The sequence below is a fragment of the Chelatococcus asaccharovorans genome, from assembly GCF_003201475.1.
Classification (GTDB): domain Bacteria; phylum Pseudomonadota; class Alphaproteobacteria; order Rhizobiales; family Beijerinckiaceae; genus Chelatococcus; species Chelatococcus asaccharovorans.
The window spans coordinates 240,205-256,764 of the sequence record NZ_QJJK01000003.1; the positions used below are offsets into that span (position 1 = coordinate 240,205).

Annotated in this window: 13 protein-coding genes; 7 read left to right on the forward strand and 6 right to left on the reverse strand. The window is 65.3% G+C overall.

All coding sequences use genetic code 11. The annotated features are described in order from the left end of the window. Window positions 1-112: 112 nt before the first annotated feature. From C7450_RS08660 to C7450_RS08685, 6 genes are all read right to left on the reverse strand, one after another. Entirely contained in the window at window positions 113-2,317 is a 2,205-nt protein-coding gene (locus tag C7450_RS08660; protein WP_110374037.1) for a RelA/SpoT family protein, read from the reverse strand. 170 nt (window positions 2,318-2,487) lie between these two features. Beyond that, window positions 2,488-2,877: a DNA-directed RNA polymerase subunit omega gene (rpoZ, locus tag C7450_RS08665; protein WP_110374038.1), complete on the reverse strand. Its 390-nt coding sequence runs from the start codon at window positions 2,875-2,877 to the stop codon at window positions 2,488-2,490. Window positions 2,878-3,057: 180 nt separating this feature from the next. Continuing rightward, complete coding sequence (locus C7450_RS08670) at window positions 3,058-3,801, reverse strand: NUDIX hydrolase (RefSeq protein ID WP_110374039.1); 744 nt, start codon at window positions 3,799-3,801, stop codon at window positions 3,058-3,060. Continuing rightward, window positions 3,798-4,283, reverse strand: coding sequence for a DUF983 domain-containing protein (locus C7450_RS08675; RefSeq protein ID WP_110374040.1), 486 nt, complete (start codon window positions 4,281-4,283; stop codon window positions 3,798-3,800). The genes C7450_RS08670 and C7450_RS08675 overlap by 4 nt, the downstream gene beginning before the upstream one ends. Beyond that, the gene (rnr, locus tag C7450_RS08680; protein WP_281064266.1) at window positions 4,262-6,640 is read right to left on the reverse strand and encodes a ribonuclease R; all 2,379 of its coding nucleotides are present in this window, start codon (window positions 6,638-6,640) and stop codon (window positions 4,262-4,264) included. The genes C7450_RS08675 and rnr overlap by 22 nt, the downstream gene beginning before the upstream one ends. A 66-nt stretch (window positions 6,641-6,706) precedes the next feature. Then, the gene (locus C7450_RS08685) at window positions 6,707-8,380 is read right to left on the reverse strand and encodes an acyl-CoA dehydrogenase family protein (RefSeq protein WP_110374042.1); all 1,674 of its coding nucleotides are present in this window, start codon (window positions 8,378-8,380) and stop codon (window positions 6,707-6,709) included. A gap of 291 nt (window positions 8,381-8,671) precedes the next feature. Between C7450_RS08685 and fabD the strand changes: the two genes are divergently transcribed. From fabD to C7450_RS08720, 7 genes are all read left to right on the forward strand, one after another. Then, window positions 8,672-9,643, forward strand: a complete 972-nt coding sequence (gene fabD, locus C7450_RS08690; RefSeq protein ID WP_110374043.1) for an ACP S-malonyltransferase — start codon at window positions 8,672-8,674, stop codon at window positions 9,641-9,643. A 45-nt stretch (window positions 9,644-9,688) separates the two neighbouring features. Next, complete coding sequence (fabG, locus tag C7450_RS08695; protein ID WP_110374044.1) at window positions 9,689-10,426, forward strand: 3-oxoacyl-[acyl-carrier-protein] reductase; 738 nt, start codon at window positions 9,689-9,691, stop codon at window positions 10,424-10,426. Between the two features lie 302 nt (window positions 10,427-10,728). Beyond that, entirely contained in the window at window positions 10,729-10,968 is a 240-nt protein-coding gene (locus tag C7450_RS08700) for an acyl carrier protein (RefSeq protein ID WP_110374045.1), read from the forward strand. A 78-nt stretch (window positions 10,969-11,046) separates the two neighbouring features. Continuing rightward, on the forward strand, window positions 11,047-12,312 hold the full coding sequence (fabF, locus tag C7450_RS08705) for a beta-ketoacyl-ACP synthase II (RefSeq protein WP_110374046.1): 1,266 nt from the start codon (window positions 11,047-11,049) through the stop codon (window positions 12,310-12,312). A 100-nt stretch (window positions 12,313-12,412) separates the two neighbouring features. Continuing rightward, window positions 12,413-12,625 carry a hypothetical protein gene (locus C7450_RS34285; RefSeq protein WP_210206404.1) on the forward strand — a complete coding sequence of 71 codons (213 nt, stop codon included), beginning with the start codon at window positions 12,413-12,415 and terminating at the stop codon, window positions 12,623-12,625. Between the two features lie 195 nt (window positions 12,626-12,820). Then, entirely contained in the window at window positions 12,821-14,983 is a 2,163-nt protein-coding gene (locus tag C7450_RS08715) for a type I secretion system permease/ATPase (RefSeq protein WP_110374048.1), read from the forward strand. Beyond that, a complete protein-coding gene (locus C7450_RS08720; RefSeq protein WP_110374049.1) occupies window positions 14,983-16,335 on the forward strand; it encodes an HlyD family type I secretion periplasmic adaptor subunit in 1,353 nt (450 codons plus the stop codon). The genes C7450_RS08715 and C7450_RS08720 overlap by 1 nt, the downstream gene beginning before the upstream one ends. Window positions 16,336-16,560 lie beyond the last annotated feature (225 nt).

Sequence of the window (16,560 nt, forward strand, 5' to 3'; positions counted from 1 at the left end):
CCGTTTCACAAATATCAGCGAGCAATTCGTCGGCGTCAAACGCGGCAGCTGAGGCACTATATGCCAGCCTCGCGGAGCATACACCGTCTCCCCGGGTTTTGTGGGGGATAAATCAGCCGACGCTCCGCTCGATCTTGCTGACGACGGGCTTGGCCCTGAGCTCGCTGATGATCGCATTGAGATGCTTGAGGTCCCACACCGATAGGTCAATGACAAGATCGGTGAAATCGGGCGTTCGGCGGCTCATGGCGATGTTCTCGATATTGCCGTCGTGCTCGGCGATCACCTGCGCGATCTGCGCCAGTGATCCCGGCTCGTTGATCGAGTTGAGCTTGATACGCGCCGGGAAGCGCTGCGCATTGTGCTCATCGATATCCCATCTGACGTCGAGCCAGCGATCCGGCTCGTTCTCGACATCGGCGAGCGCCGGCGACTGGATGGGGTAGATGGTCACGCCTTCCCCGGCGGTCAGGATGCCGACGATGCGATCGCCGGGCACGGCGCCACCGTCCGGCGCGAAGCGCACGGGCAGGTCGCTCGCGATGCCCCGGATTGGAATGGCATGGCCTTCCCCGGCAGTCTCGGGACCGCCGGGGACCTTGAATTTGAAGGATGTATCGCTTTTCAGGCCGAACCAGCCGTGCCCGATGGCACCGTCCACGGTCGGCCGGCGCTCGTCCTTGTATTCGGGATAAACGGCCTTCACCACGTCGCCGGAGAACATCTCGCCGCGACCGACGGAGGCAAGGACATCCTCCACGGACATGCGGGCGAGGCGCGGAAGCGCGGCCTTCAGCTTGTCCTCGCCGAAGGCCTTGCCGGCGCGCTCGAAGGCGCGCTCGATGATCTGGCGGCCGAGGCCGGCATACTGGCGGCGCACGGCGGTGCGTGTCGCCCGCCGGATGGCGGCGCGCGCCTTGCCCGTCGTGACGAGGGATTCCCAGGCTGCCGGGGGCACCTGCTCCTGCGCGCGGATGATCTCGACCTCATCGCCGTTCTGCAGCTCCGAGAGAAGCGGCGCGATGCGCCCGTTGATCTTGCAGCCGACCGCCGTATTGCCGACGTCGGTATGCACGGCATAGGCGAAATCGATCGGCGTCGCCCGCCGCGGCAAGGCGATCAGGCGGCCCTTCGGGGTGAAGCAGAACACCTGGTCGTGGAACAGCTCGAGCTTGGTGTGCTCCAGAAACTCCTCCGGGTTGTCGCCCTCCGCCAGAAGGTCCACGGTGCGCCGCAGCCACTGGTAGGCGCGGCTTTCGCCGGCGCCCTGCGTCGCGCCAGTGGCGCCTTCCTTGTAGGCGGAATGGGCGGCAATGCCGTATTCCGCGATCGCGTCCATTTCCTCGGTGCGCAATTGCAGCTCGACGCGCTGATGGCCGGGCCCGATCACCGTGGTGTGGATGGACCGATAATCGTTCTGCTTGGGCGTCGAGACATAGTCTTTGTAGCGCCCGGGCACCATCGGCCAGGTCGTATGCACGACGCCGAGCGCGCGGTAGCAGTCGTCGATAGTCTTGACGATGATGCGGAAGGCAAAGATATCGGACAATTGCTCGAAGGCGACGGACTTGCGCTCCATTTTCCGCCAGATGGAATAGGGGCGCTTGCGGCGGCCGGTGACGACAGCCGGAATATTGCGATCGGCGAGCCGCGCGGTCAGGTCGTTCTCGATCGCCTCGATCAGCTGTCCGTTATTGCGGGTCACCTCCTCCAGACGCTTGTTGATCGTTTCGAACGCCTCGGGCTTGAGCGTGCGGAAGGCGATGTCTTCCAGTTCGTCGCGCATCCATTGGATACCCATGCGGCCGGCGAGCGGCGCATAGATCTCCAAGGTTTCCTCGGCGATGCGCACGCGCTTGGCGGGCTGCATGAAATGCAGCGTCCGCATGTTGTGCAGGCGATCGGCAAGCTTGACGAGCAGCACGCGCACGTCGGCGGCAATCGCCAGCAGGAGCTTGCGGAAATTCTCGCCCTGCGTGGCCTTCTTGGACACGAAGTCGAGCTTCTTGATCTTGGTGAGCCCGTCGACGAGCGCCCCGATCTCCGCCCCGAACAGACGGTCGATCTCCTCGCGCGTGGCGTCCGTATCCTCGATAGTGTCGTGGAGGACAGCGGCGACGATGGTGGCGTCGTCCAGTTTCAGATCCGTGAGAATCGCGGCGACTTCGAGCGGATGCGAGAAGAACAGATCGCCGGAGGCGCGCTTCTGCGAGCCATGGGCGCGCATGGCATAAACATAGGCGCGATCGAGCAGCGCCTCGTCCGCATTCGGGTCGTAACGCTTGACGCGCTCGACCAATTCATATTGCCGCATCATCGACTGAACATTCCGGGCTGGCTGAACACGTCCAGCCATTTCATTGAAATATCGGCTCTAATCGAGCCGAGGACAAGCGTCACACGGGAGACGTGCGGCATCCGATGCATAAAAAAAGCCCGGACAATGCCGGGCTTTTCGCAACAGGGTTAACGCGAGCGACGCAGATGTTATTCGTCGTCGTCGCTGCCGGCCGGTGGGACAAGGCCTTCGAGACCCCGCAGCAGGTCTTCCTCGCTCATCCGGTCGAAAGCAATATCGGGATCATCGCTCCCGGCAGACCCCGCGGACGGAGCGAGCAGAGGCACGGCATCGGCCTCGGGCTCGTCCACTTCCACATATTTCTGCATGGAGTGGATCAGATCTTCCTTCAGATCTTCCGGCGTGAGTTTGGAATCGGCGATCTCGCGCAGCGCCACGACCGGGTTTTTGTCCCTGTCGCGATCGACGGTAAGCGGTGCACCGGCGGAAATCAGCCGCGCGCGGTGGCTGGCGAGGAGGACGAGCTCGAAGCGATTCTCGACCTTGTCGATGCAATCCTCGACGGTGACGCGAGCCATGAGCGCCTCCTTCTATGGCAAGTCTGACAAATCAGTTTGATCGCGCTGACTACACCGGGCCATCGCCGGATGCAAGGGCGCGATCGGGCCATGCCGCGGTTTTCGGCCTCGCGGCAGGCCATACCGCACGCACCTTCTCGTGAGGACGGCGGCGGAACGGGGCAGACGCCGACCCCAGCCTCAGGGAAAGGCTGGAAGGGCGACGAGTTCATCGCGGAGGCGCTTGCCTCTCGACTGATAGAACATGGGCACGGGTGCCGCATGCGGCAATCCGGCCTTCAGGCGCAGCGCGAGTTCGTTGAGGATGATCCGCGTGATCTCCGGCAGGGCGAGCTTCTCGGCTTCCGCGAAGGTCACCCAGGTCACCTCGACAAATTCAGCATCGGGACCGACGAAGCCCGGCACTTCCTGCGCGATCGCGGTGTCGCGCACGGCGAAAAACCGTGTGTCGAAGCGGCGCGAACGGCCGGGCGGCGTGATCGCACGGGCCACGAAATGCAAGCCCTCCAGCTCTGGAATCACGCCGTTGCTGGCAAATGCGCCCCAGGCAGGTGGCGCGTTGTCCGGCGCGCCATAGTCCTTTGAGCCGATGAGGAGGCCCGTTTCCTCGAAGGTTTCGCGAATGGCGGTGAGCGCCAGCGCCCGAGGATGGTCTGCCGCCCGGCGTTGACTGCGCTCGAGGAGGCGCGCCTCCATCATCCGGTCGAGCGTGCCGACCGCGCTCATCCGGCGATCATCGGCCTCGAAGGCTCCGCCGGGAAAGACGAACAGGTCCGCCATGAAGACCTGCCGGCTGTGGCGGCGGCCCATGAGGAAGCGAGGCTTGCGGCGATTGCTGTCGAGAATGATGAGGGTGGCCGCATCGCGCGGCCGCATCACCTGGGCTTTGGGCGGCTCGGCCACCAATGTGTGGGGTTCGGTCACGGACGATGCTCACTTGCGCCAGGGGGCCTGTCGGCAGGCGCTTCGGAAGGGTCATGCCCGTCAAAGCCATTCCCGCCAAAACCATGCCCGCCGAACCCTTGCATGCGCAAGGCCCATTGATGCGCCACGACCATCCCTTTGACAGGTTGCATCAAGGCGAAACAGAGCGCGATCGTCAACAGCGGCCAGACCACCGCATGCATCCACAAGGGCAATTCCGAGTAGGTCTCGGCCAGGAGAATGGCGCCGCCGACGATATGCCCGACAATGGTGATGACGATATAAGGGGGCAGATCGTCCGACCGCTGGGCCCGAAGATCCTCGCCGCAATGGGCGCAGGACGGCACCACCTTCAGGAAGCCTGTGAACAGCCGCCCTTCGCCACAGGCTGGGCAGCGGCAGCGCAGACCGTTCCGCGCGGCCGGCCACCACGGCCGGGGCAGGCTCTCGTCGCCGAACATCAATCCTCCGCCGGATGCCATGTCGATTTCACCTTGCCCGCATTCAACGTCTTGGTCCCGGCCGACCGCTCTCGCGGGGCCTTCGTTCCCGTCTTGCCGCGTTTCTCTTTGAACCCACGCTGCTTGCCGCGCAACGCGGCCCCGCGTCGCCCCTCGGACAAAAGTTCGAAACGCAACGCCCCCGCGACCGGCGCCGCCTCAAGGAGGCGCACCTCCACCCGGTCGCCGAGACGATGGGTCTCGCCGGTGCGGCTGCCGACGAGCGCGTGACGCCCTTCCTCGTAGCGAAAATAATCCGCGCCGAGGGTCGCCGCAGGGATGAAGCCGTCCGCGCCGGTTTCATCGAGCTTCACGAAGAGCCCCGCCTTGGTCACGCCGGAGATCTGGCCGCTGAACGTGGCGCCGATGCGGTCGGCGAGGTGATGGGCGATGAGCCGCTCGATGGTCTCGCGCTCGGCCGCCATCGCCCGCCGCTCGGCCGCTGAGATCAAAGCGGACACCTCGGCGAGTTGCTCCGGCGTGGTGCTCGCCGGCAGGCCATCGGGCCCGAGGCGGCCCGCCTTGATCAGCGCGCGGTGGACGACGAGGTCGGCGTAGCGGCGGATCGGCGAGGTGAAATGCGCGTAGCGGCGCAGGTTCAGTCCGAAATGGCCGTAATTCTCCGCGGAGTATTCGGCCTGGGCCTGGGTGCGCAGGACCACCTCGTTGACGAAAGCGTTATGTTCGGTCTCCTCCACCGCGGCGAGAATGCGGTTGAAGAGCGCGGGTTGCAGCGCGCCGGCCTTCGGCAATTTGAGGCCGATGGAGCCGAGAACCTCGCCGAGCGCCCGCATTTTCTCCAGCGACGGCTCGTCGTGCACCCGGTAGATCAGCGGCGAGTGGGTCGCCTCGAGCGCCTCCGCGGCGCAGACATTGGCGAGGATCATGAATTCCTCGATCAGCCGGTGCGCGTCGAGGCGAGGCGGCGTCACGATCCGATCGATCGTGCCATCTTGCTTGAGGACGAGCTTGCGCTCCGGCAGTTCAAGCGCCAGCGGGCCGCGCTGTTCGCGCGCTTTGGCGAGCGTGCCATAGGCGGCCCAGAGCGGCCTCAGCACCGGCTCCAGCAGGACGGCGGCCGGATCGTCGGGCTCGGCATGGCCGTCGATCGCCGCCTGCGCCTGCTGATAGGCAAGCTTGGCGGCCGAGCGCATCAGGATGCGGTGGAAGGTATGGCGTTTCTTGCGGCCTTGCGCATCAATGATGATGCGGACGGCAAGGGCTGGCCGGTCTTCATGCGGCTTGAGGGAGCACAGATCGTTCGAGATCCGCTCCGGCAGCATCGGCACCACCCGGTCGGGAAAATAGACCGAATTGCCGCGCTGCAGGGCATCCTTATCGAGCGCCGATCCGGGCGTCACGTAATGGGCGACATCGGCGATGGCGACCGTCAGCACGAAGCCGCCGGGATTGTCGGGATCATCGTCCGGCGCGGCATGGACGGCGTCGTCGTGGTCCTTCGCATCCACCGGGTCGATGGTGACAAGCGGCAGGTCGCGCCAGTCCTCACGGCCGCGCAGGCTCACCGGTTGGGCGAGTTCGGCTTCCCTGAGAGCGCCGGGGGAAAACGTGTCCGGAATGCCGTGGGTATGGATGGCGATGAGGCTGATCGCGCGTTCGGAGCGGATCGAGCCCAGCCGCTCGCGCACCTTGGCCGAGGGCGCGCCGAAGCGCCCATGCCGCGCCACGGAAACCGCGACGAGGTCGCCATCCTCCGCCTCCGCCGTATCCTCGGGGGCAATAGAGAGCTCACGGCCGAGGCTGCGCTTGTCGACGGCAACGAGACGCCCACCGCCACCGGCCATGGATCTGAAGATGCCGAGAACCTGCGACTTGGCTTTCTCGATGACCTTGATGACGCGGCCGAGATACGGGGGCCCCTCGTCCTCGCCGCTCTCCTCGACGCGGACGACGGCGCGATCGCCGACGCCGGGAGGCTTCTGGCCGGGACGCGGACGCCGCGGCATCTGCAGCAGGATCTGCGGCGCCTCGCCATGGTCTTCCGCGTTCCATTCGACGGGTTCGGCAAGGAGTTCGCCATCCCGGTCACGGCCGATGATGTCGGCGAGCACCACCGGCGGCAGCACCTCGGCGCGCGCCAGGCGCTTGCCGCGCCGGCTGACATGGCCCTCGTCCTCGAGCTCCCGCAGCATGCGCTTCAGCCAGATCCGCTGTCCGCCGCCGATGCCGAAGGCCCGCGCAATCTCGCGCTTGCCGACCTTGCCTTTGGCTTCGGCCAGAAAGGCCATGACGGCTTCCTTGCTGGGAAGATTGCTGTCGGCGCTGCCGGGCGCTGCCTGTGGCTTGCGGACTTCAGTCGTCTTACGGTGTTTCGGCACGATGTTGTCCAGACTGAATCGCGAACTGACACAGGTGCGAGGCCCTTGAGGTCTCGCGGTTAAAACTTAGATCAGGGGCAATGCCCGGCCGATCAGGCGGTCGGTGACAGTCCCGAGATCATTCGCCCCCAAGGGCCATGGCGCCCTGGCGAGCCGGGTGCGGGCATAGGCCTCCGCGATCTCCGCGGGAGCCGATCCGACAAGAGCCGCCGTGGCTGCAAGCGCCGCGAGCCGCGTCACCGCAAAACGCGCCCGCGCTTCCGCCTGCGGATCCTTGAGCGCCTCCTCGACGTCCCGGGCAGCTTCGGCGGCGCCAGGCAATCCACGCGTCTCCTCGCCCAGGGTGACGAGTGTGGCGGCGACGACCTCGGCTTCCTTGCCCGCGGCGCGCATGAGATCCAGCGCCATAACGTTGCCGGCACCCTCCCAGATCGCATTGACGGGCGCCTCGCGATAGAGGCGCGGCATCGGACTGTCCTCGATATAGCCGTTACCGCCCAGACATTCCATGGCCTCGAAGAGAAAACCTGGCGCGGCCTTGCACAGGGCGAATTTCACGACAGGGGTGAGCACGCGCGCCCGTGCCGCCTCGTGCGGGCTCTTCTCGGCCCGGTCGAAGCTCGCGGCGAGCCGCAGCGCGACCGCCGTGGCAGCCTCCTGCTCGAGGGCGAGATCGGCGAGCACCGCACGCATCGCCGGCTGATCCGCCAGTTTGCGCTGAAAGACCGAGCGGTGCTGGGCGTGATGGATGGCAAGCGCCGTCCCCATGCGCAGGAGCCCGGCCGAGGCGACCGCACAATCGAGGCGGGTGAACTGCACCATCTTGAGGATCGTGGCGATCCCCTTGTCCTCCTCGCCGATGCGCCAGGCGAAGGCATCCTTGAACTCGACTTCCGCCGAGGCATTCGAGCGGTTGCCGAGCTTGTCCTTGAGCCGCTGGAAATGGAGCGCATTGACATTGCCGTCGGGCCGGAAACGCGGCACGAGAAAGGCCGTCGGTTCCTTGCCGACCTTGGCGAGCACGAGGAAGCCGTCGCTCATCGGCGCCGAGAAGAACCATTTATGGCCGGTCAGCTGATATTCGTCGCCACTCGTCGGCACCGCGACGGTCGTGTTGGCGCGCACATCCGTGCCGCCCTGCTTCTCGGTCATTCCCATACCGAGCGTGACGCCGCGCTTTTCCCAGAACGGCAGGAAACGCGGGTCATAGGCCCGCGACCGGATAAGGGGCAGCCAGTCCCGCAGGCGATCGGGCGCGGCCTGCAGGGTTGCGACGGAGGCATGGGTCATCGTCATCGGGCAGACATGTCCGCTTTCGACCTGCGCGGCCACGAAGAGGCGGGCGGCGCGCTCCACCTGAGGCATGCGCTGCGCGGGCTCGCCGAGGCCGTTGTCGCGCGGTGCGGCGCTGAGCGTGTCCCAGGTCGAGGCCTGCAGGCCATTCTCGACGCTTGCCTCCATCAGCCAGTGATAGGCCGGGTGGAATTCGACCGTGTCGGAGCGCCGTCCCGATGAATCATGGGTATGGAGGACGGGAGGATGGATATTGGCGAGACGCGCCATGTCGAAGCGCTCTGCCGTGCCCCAGGCCTCGCCGTAGGACAGGAAGCCTCCGCTGATGGCATCGGCGCCATTCTGCCCCAGGGCATCGAGCAGGGGCTGATCCAGCGCGACCAGATTGACCCCGACGAAGGGTGGCGCCTGATTGAAGACCTCGTTGATTCTCGTCTTGACGGTCAAAGTGGCCTCCCTCGCAGGGACATGGGATTCTCTGGCCTTGCAAGGCGGACCATGGCAGCTTGCGGAAATCAAGTTTTGCGGTCGAAGCCGGGCTGTTGGGTCCTGAAATTCAAGGTAGAACAGGGGCGGTCGGGCGCATGGCGGACCGGTCCCGCTGCGCGGTCGGAAGGAAACGAGCAGCCCCCTGCATTTTTCTGTTAAATCGGCCGTGCCGGGAACGTGCCGCTTGACAGGCCGATGAGGCGATGCGAGAGGGCCCGCCTGTTACGGACATGAGCCCACGGAGCCAGGATGTCGCTCGCACTTACCTTCCCGGGTCAGGGGAGCCAGGCTGTTGGCATGGGCAAAGCGCTCGCCGAAGCCTTCGCGCCTGCCCGCGCCATCTTCGCGGAAGTCGATGACGCGCTGTCGCAGAACCTGTCGGAGCTCGTCTTCGAAGGACCGGCGGAAGAACTCACGCTCACGGCCAATGCCCAGCCTGCCCTGATGGCCGTCAGCATGGCGGTGCTCCGGGTGCTGGAAGCCGAGGCGGGCTTTGATCTCGCCAGGGACGCCGCTTTCGTGGCCGGGCATTCGCTGGGGGAATATACGGCCCTGGCGGCCGCTGGCAGTCTGTCGATTGCTGACACGGCGCGTCTCCTGCGCATTCGCGGCGACGCCATGCAGAAGGCCGTGCCGGTCGGCGTCGGGGCCATGGCGGCGCTCCTCGGGCTCGATTACCCGGAAGCGGCGGCGATCGCCGCCGAGGCCGCCGAAGGCGAGGTTTGTGCCGCCGCCAATGACAACGGCCCCGGCCAGGTGGTTGTCTCCGGACACAAGGCGGCCGTCGAGCGCGCGGTTTTGCTCGCCCAGGCCCGCGGCGCCAAGCGCGCCATCATCCTGCCCGTGTCCGCGCCCTTCCATTGCGCCCTCATGCAGCCGGCAGCCGATGCGATGCGCGAGGCGCTGGCCTCCGTGACCCTGCTGGCACCACAAGTGCCGCTTGTCGCCAATGTGCTGGCGTCGGCGGTCTCCGATCCCGCGGTCATCCGCGGGAGCCTCGTCGAACAGGTCACGGGCACGGTCCGCTGGCGTGAAAGCGTGGCCTGGATGGCGGCCCAGGGCGTTGATTCGTTTTATGAGCTCGGTGCCGGTAAGGTCCTGACAGGCCTCGCGAAGCGGATCGCTTCCGGGGCAACCGCGACCGCCATCGGCACGCCGGCCGACATCGCGGCAATCACGGCGGCAATCACGGCGGCCATCACGGCCGCCCGCGCCGGCTGATGGGACAAGGCCGGCTTCGCGGCAGAAGCGGAAGGAACAGGTCTGATGTTCGATCTCAGCGGCATGAAGATTGTTGTCACCGGCGCGACCGGCGGTATCGGCGGGGCGATGGCCAGGGCCTTGCACGCGCAGGGTGGCGAGGTGGTTCTGTCCGGCACGCGCCTCGACGCCCTTGAGGCCTTGGCGGGCGAGCTCGGCGCGCGCACGCATGTGCTGCCGGTCAATCTCGGCGACAAGGACGCGGTTGAGGCGCTGATTCCGGCGGCGGAAGAGAAGCTCGGCGGGCTCGACGTGCTCATCAACAACGCCGGCATCACCCGCGACAATCTCTTCATGCGCATGAAGGACGAGGAATGGGACACGGTGCTGGCCGTGAACCTGACCGCGGCCTTCCGTCTCTCGCGTGCGGCCGTCAGGGGCATGATGCGCCGGCGGTTCGGGCGCATCGTCAACATCACCTCCATCGTCGGCGTCACCGGGAATGCCGGCCAGGGCAACTATGCCGCGTCGAAGGCAGGCCTCATCGGCATGTCGAAGGCGCTGGCGGCGGAGGTCGCGAGCCGCGGCATCACCGTCAATTGCATTGCCCCCGGATTCATCACGTCGCCGATGACCGATGCGCTGAACGAGAAGCAGAGAGAATCAATTCTTGCCAATGTTCCCGCAGGCCGTCTCGGCAGCGGAGACGACTGTGCAGCCGCTGCGGTCTATCTGGCGTCACGCGAGGCAGGCTACGTGACCGGACAAACCCTCCACGTCAACGGTGGAATGGCAATGATTTGAATGTGTTGCGGGAGTTGTGCGTAGCCGCCAGCGTGGCTGTTCCAAGCTCTCGCCATCCGAAAGCGAGTGTGTTAACAAGCCTTTGAGAAGTTCGGGGTTCGGTGGGGGCAGGGCACCTTTGCCATTCGGTTGGAAATCGGCCGGATACGAGGTCGTCCAGGCCAGGACCGACTTTGATGGAACTCACCCGAGGGCTGCACGAGTTGGCGCAAGTCTGCCTGCTGCATGTCTTGAATAACAGGTCTTGGAAATCGCAGGCTTAACGATCACAGGCCTTTTGCGAGTGGAACGAGGACGAAACGATGAGTGATATCGCCGAGCGCGTGAAGAAGATTGTCGTCGAGCATCTGGGCGTTGACGCGGAGAAAGTGGTCGAAGGCGCCCATTTCATCGACGACCTCGGCGCTGACAGCCTTGATACCGTCGAACTCGTGATGGCCTTCGAGGAAGAATTCAACGTCGAGATTCCGGACGATGCGGCCGAGACCATCGTGACTGTTGGCGATGCCATCAAGTTCCTCGAGAAGAATGCCTCGGCGTGATGGCTTCGGCCGTTCGGCGCTTTTCGGCCCATCCGCGCGTGCTGGCGGGTCCGTCAGCGGCATCGCGGTGAATATTACATGAGACGTGTCGTCCTAACGGGTCTTGGCTTGGTGTCACCGCTTGGCTGTGGCGTCGAGACGACCTGGAAGCGGATCGTTGCAGGCGAGAGCGGTGCGGCGCGCATCGAGGCCTTCGACGTGTCCGACATCGCTTGTCGCATCGCTTGCTCCATCAAGCGCGGCGACGGTTCGGATGGGACTTTCGATCCCGATCAATGGATGGATCCGCGCGATCAGCGTAAGGTGGATCCATTCATCGTATTCGCCATGGCGGCTGCCAGGCAGGCGCTGGATGATGCGGACTGGCATCCAGAAACTGCGGACGATCAGTATGCTTCAGGCGTACTGATCGGCTCGGGCATCGGCGGCATCGGGGGGATCTACGAGGCTTCCCTCACGCTCGCCGAGAAGGGGCCGCGACGCCTGTCCCCGTTCTTCATTCCCGGTCGGCTGATCAATCTCGCCTCCGGCTATGTTTCCATCGCGCATGGCCTCAAGGGGCCCAACCATGCGGTGGTGACCGCCTGCTCCACGGGCGCACATGCGATTGGCGACGCTGCCCGCCTCATCGCGCTCGGCGATGCCGAGGTGATGGTTGCCGGCGGTACGGAATCGCCGCTCAATCGCCTGTCGCTCGCCGGCTTTGCGGCCTGTCGCGCGCTCTCGACCAGCTTCAACGACGAGCCCACGCGGGCGTCGCGTCCCTATGACAAGGACCGCGACGGCTTTGTCATGGGCGAGGGCGCGGGCGTGGTTGTGCTGGAGGAGCTCGAGCATGCCAGGGCGCGCGGCGCCAAGATCTACGCGGAGGTCATCGGCTACGGGCTGTCGGGGGATGCCTATCACATCACCTCGCCGTCCGAGGACGGTGACGGCGCCTACCGCTGCATGCAAATGGCACTGAAGCGCGCCGGCATGACGCTGGCCGATGTCGACTATGTCAATGCCCATGGCACCTCGACGCCGCTCGGCGACGAAATCGAACTCAGGGCGGTGGAGCGCCTGGCCGGCAATGCGGCCGGCCGACTGACGATGTCATCGACGAAATCGGCGGTCGGTCATCTCCTCGGCGCGGCCGGGGCGATCGAGGCCATTTTCTCGGTGCTGGCGATCCGCGACGGTGTGGTCCCGCCGACGCTCAATCTCGACAATCCTTCCGTCGAGACGCCGATCGATCTCGTTCCGCACAAGGCGAAGACGATGACGGTCGATGTCGCCTTGTCGAACTCCTTCGGCTTCGGCGGCACCAACGCATCGCTGATTTTCCGGCGCGTCACCAATTGACAGTCAGATGAGCCGGTAGAGCAGATCCGGCTTGGATGGGCATCTCTGGCATCATCCAAGCTCTGACACGATCCAAGCCGATGGATTTGGCGCGCATATTGTGCTTCTGAGCGGAGCCTATCCGCGACAGAAGGCCGTGCCGGAGAGCAAATCCCGCCCGGCATGGACGGCGCCGTCGATCCTCCGTGATCCCGCGGCGCCCCTTTCCCTCACAGCCGGTGTTCCGGATGCGGCGACCGCCACCGACGCCCGTGGCGGCGCGCTCCGCCGCTGCCGCATTGCCGTGCCGGCGTCTGGCCGCGATGCCTTCTAACGCCCAGGAGGGCTGTCTCGCGCGACTTGAACTGCGCGATCTGCGAAGAATTCGCCGTGTCCACCCCCTACAATAAAACCTATTGCTTTCAATTCGTTCGATATTTTTGTGGTTGATCAGATCGTTTGTTGACCAGGCCGCTGCGTTCTGACCGGCACCGACTTACCGTGCGAAGCCTCGGCAGGATGTGTGGGCGTGGCTGATCGTCTTTCCGATACAGAGCCGGCGGACGCGAATTCCCCGGACGGGAGCGGCCTTCTCTGTTTTGCGCTCGTCCTGCGCTTCCTCGGGATTTCGGTCGGCGTCGAGCAGCTTCGCCACAACCTCGGCCTGCCGAGCGGCCAACTGAAACCGGCCGATCTCCTGCGGCTCAGCCGCCGGATCGGGCTGAAGGCGCGCTGGGTCAGCGCCAGCCCGTCGCGGCTTGACCGTCTGCCGCTGCCGGCGGTCGCGCAGGCCAGGGATGGCGACTACTTCATCATCGCCAAATATATCGACGATCGCGCGCTCGTCTATGAACCGCAGCAGAGAGGCAACAGTCTGATAGACGCCGAGACTTTCGGCAAACGGTGGAACGGCCGCATCCTCCTGCTTGCGCGCCGCGGCGGGGCCGGCGTGGCGGACCGTCACTTCGGGTTTGGCTGGTTTCTGCAGGCCGTCGGCAAATACAGGCGGGTGCTGGCAGAGGTTCTCGTCTGCTCCTTCTTTCTCCAGGTCTTCGGGCTGCTGACACCCCTGTTCTTCCAGGTGGTGATCGACAAGGTGCTTGTGCATGAGAGCCTGTCGACGCTCGATGTGCTGGTGATCGGGCTGGCTGGCATGGCCCTGTTCGAGATCCTGCTCGGTGGATTGCGCACCTATCTCTTCAGCCATACGACGAGCCGTATCGACGTCGAGCTCGGGGCGCGGTTGTTCGAGCATCTCGCGGCTTTGCCCCTTGCCTATTTCGAGGCGCGGCATGTGGGGGATTCCGTGGCCCGCGTGCGCGAACTGGAGAATATCCGGGCCTTTCTGACAGGGTCGGCGCTGACGCTCGCGATGGATCTGGTGTTCACCAGCCTGTTCTTCGTGGTGATGTATGTCTACAGCCCCTTGCTGACGCTCATCGTCGCCGGCTCCGTCCCGCTCTACGCCATTCTGTCGCTCGTCGTCACGCCGCTCTTTCGCAGGCGGCTCGAGGAAAAATTCAACCGCAGCGCCGAGAACCAGTCCTTTCTGGTCGAGACCGTCAGCGGCATAGAGACAGTCAAGGCAACCGCGATCGAGAAGCTTATGCAGCGCCGCTGGGAGGACCAGATTGCCGGCTACGCGGCGGCGTCCTTCCGGGTCGCTCGCCTCGCCAACTGGTCGGGACAGATCGCGCGCGCCATCAACAAGCTGACGGTGATCCTGATCTTATACGGCGGCGCACGCATCGTGCTGGCGCACGAGATGACGGTCGGCGAACTCGTCGCCTTCAACATGTTGGCTGGACAGGTCCATGGGCCGGTCTTGCGTCTGGCGCAGATGTGGCAGGACTTCCAGCAGGTGCGCATTTCGGTGGCGCGCCTTGGCGACATCCTGAATGCGCGCGCCGAGCCAACCTATGCGGTCGGCCACACCACGCCCGCGATCGTCGGGCAGATCAGCTTCCAATATGCCTCGTTCCGTTATGATCCGACGGGACCGGAGATCCTCTCCGACATCAGCGTCGACATTCCCGCCGGACAGATCGTTGGAATTGTCGGGGCTTCCGGATCGGGCAAGAGCACGCTCGCGAAGCTCATCCAGCGTCTCTATGTGCCGGAACGCGGGCGTGTGCTCATCGACGGCATGGACCTCAGCCTGATGGACCCTTCCTGGCTCAGGCGCCAGCTCGGCGTCGTGCTGCAGGAGAACATGCTTTTCACCGGTACGGTGCGCGAGAATATCGCCATCGCCGATCCGGGGCTGCCGATCGAAACGGTCGTCGAAGCGGCCCAGCTCGCTGGAGCGCATGATTTCATCGCCAAGCTTCCGCACGGTTACAACACGATCCTCGCCGAACGCGGCGCGTCCCTGTCCGGCGGCCAGCGGCAGCGCATCGCCATAGCGCGCGCCCTCATCATGAAGCCGGCGATCCTGATCTTCGACGAAGCCACCAGCGCGCTCGACTATGAATCCGAGCGTGTCATCCAGGACAATATGAAGGCGATGGCCAAGGGGCGTACCGCGATCATCATCGCCCATCGCCTGTCGGCCGTCCAGATGGCGGACCGGATCCTGACGATCGAGGACGGCAGGCTGGTTGAAGATGGCACACCCGCGGAGCTCGCCACCCGTGGCGGCCACTTCGCCAGTCTGTTGCAATACCAGCAAGGCCAGAGGACTATGCCGTGATGCGGGACGGGGATTGGGAGCGCGAGCTCAACCGTCGCGACGAGGTGGAGTTTCTCCCGGCCGCTCTCGAGATCCTGGAGAGGCCTCCGTCTCCTTTGGCGCGCGTGATCGCCATCGCGGTCTCGGCCTTCCTCGGCTCGGCGGTGCTCTGGGCTTGCCTGAGCGCGATCGACATGGTGGCGGTCGCCGAGGGCCGCATCGTTCCCTCGGACCGCTCCAAGACCATCCAACCCTTCGAAGCCGGGGTGATCCGCCGCATTCTCATTGCGGATGGGTCCGTTGTGCGTGCGGGCGATGTTCTCGTTGAGCTCGACACGACGGCGAGCGGCGCCGAGCGCAGCCGGGTTGCGGGCAGACTGGCCACGGCACGGCTCGATGTTCTGCGCCTCGAAACACTGCTCGGCCGCCCCGGAGGCGGTCTCTCAACAGCCGATGCCAACGCGCTCGGAGCGACGGAGGAGGAGGTCGCTCGGGCACGGGAACTCGCGCGCAATGAGGCGCGTGAGCAGCAGGAACGCCTCGCGACGCTTAATCGCGAGCTTGATCGGGAACAGGCCGGGGCCAAGGCCCTGGAAGCTGGCATAGCCAAGCTCGACCAGAGCCTGCCCTTGCTGGAGGAACGCGTGAAGGCGCGTGAGGCTTTGCTGGAGAAGGGCCTGACGCCGCGCTATCAGGTGCTGGAGCTGCGCCAGCAGGTGGTCGCCATGAAGCGCGATCGCGACGGCCTGGCAGCGCAGCGCCTGGCCGCAGACGCGGCCGTCGCCGGCGTGACGCGCCGGCGCGCAATGGCGATGGCGGAGACCAGGCGCAAGTTTCTCACCGACCTGACCGCTGCCGAGGCGACGGTGGCCGAGCTGACGCAGGAGCTGACAAAGGCGGAACAGCGCAAGGATCTGCAGCATCTCACGGCGCCTGTCGACGGGGTGGTGCAGCAGCTCGCCGTGCATACCCGCGGTGGCGTCGTCCAGCCGGCACAGGCGTTGATGGTCATTGTGCCGCGTGACGACTACATCGAGATCGAAGCGCAGGTGTTGAACCGCGACATCGGCTTCGTGCGGGACGGGCAGACGGCGATGGTCAAGCTGGAGGCCTTTCCCTTCACGCGCTACGGCACGCTTCCCGGCGAGGTCGTCTCGGTCTCGCGCGACGCGGTGAGCGATCAACGGCTGGGGTTCGTTTTCGCGGCGCGTGTGCGGTTGAAGAAGGAGACGATCGTCGTGGATGGCCGCGAGGTCAAGCTGACGGCGGGCATGCGCGCAACCGTCGAGATCAAGACAGGCGAACGCCGCGTCATCGATTTCCTTTTGTCCCCCGTCATCAAGGCCGTCTCCGAGGCAGGCCGCGAGCGATAGCTTATCGATCCTACCCGTGGACCGGCCGCGGCGGGAGCCGCGGTCATCGGGCGAAGCCTGCCCCCAATCAGCCGGTGGCGCGACGCGGCCGGAATCCACATTCCTAAAGCGTGGTTTGCCATGCACAGGACAGGTGATCAGGCTAAATGATCTCGTCCGCGATTTGCGACGCGCCGGCATTTTGCGACCGGTCTACGTTCGGCGGACCTATTCATGGGTGATTGA

Coding starts and splice junctions, on each gene's coding strand:
- C7450_RS08720 (WP_110374049.1), top strand. CDS start 14,983: ATGCGGGACGGGGATTGGGAGCGCGAGCTCAACCGTCGCGACGAGGTG.
- fabG (WP_110374044.1), top strand. CDS start 9,689: ATGTTCGATCTCAGCGGCATGAAGATTGTTGTCACCGGCGCGACCGGC.
- rpoZ (WP_110374038.1), bottom strand. CDS start 2,877: ATGGCTCGCGTCACCGTCGAGGATTGCATCGACAAGGTCGAGAATCGC.
- C7450_RS08675 (WP_110374040.1), bottom strand. CDS start 4,283: ATGGCATCCGGCGGAGGATTGATGTTCGGCGACGAGAGCCTGCCCCGG.
- C7450_RS08660 (WP_110374037.1), bottom strand. CDS start 2,317: ATGATGCGGCAATATGAATTGGTCGAGCGCGTCAAGCGTTACGACCCG.
- C7450_RS08700 (WP_110374045.1), top strand. CDS start 10,729: ATGAGTGATATCGCCGAGCGCGTGAAGAAGATTGTCGTCGAGCATCTG.
- fabF (WP_110374046.1), top strand. CDS start 11,047: ATGAGACGTGTCGTCCTAACGGGTCTTGGCTTGGTGTCACCGCTTGGC.
- fabD (WP_110374043.1), top strand. CDS start 8,672: ATGTCGCTCGCACTTACCTTCCCGGGTCAGGGGAGCCAGGCTGTTGGC.